Here is a 251-nt window from a genome sequence, read left to right on the forward strand (position 1 = left end):
CGTCGGACTCCTTGATCTTCTCGACGTCGCCCCACGCACGCTCGTACTGCGCACGCTTCTTCGACAGGATGAGGCGGCCTTCCTTGTCCTCCTTCTGGAGAACCAGGGCCTCGACCTCGTCGCCGACCTCGACGACCTCGTTGGGGTCGACGTCGTGCTTGATCGAGAGCTCGCGCGAGGGGATGACACCCTCGGTCTTGTAACCGACGTCGAGGAGGACCTCGTCGCGGTCGATCTTCACGACGGTGCCG

Annotated in this window: 1 protein-coding gene; it reads right to left on the minus strand. The window is 64.1% G+C overall.

The window, feature by feature from the left end; genetic code table 11:
• Positions 1-251, minus strand: a 251-nt coding sequence (locus BIU95_RS04880; protein WP_139179659.1) for a S1 RNA-binding domain-containing protein, incomplete at both ends; no start/stop codon positions are given.

Origin of the sequence: Curtobacterium sp. MCBA15_007 (assembly GCF_001864905.1) — a bacterium.
Classification (GTDB): domain Bacteria; phylum Actinomycetota; class Actinomycetes; order Actinomycetales; family Microbacteriaceae; genus Curtobacterium; species Curtobacterium poinsettiae.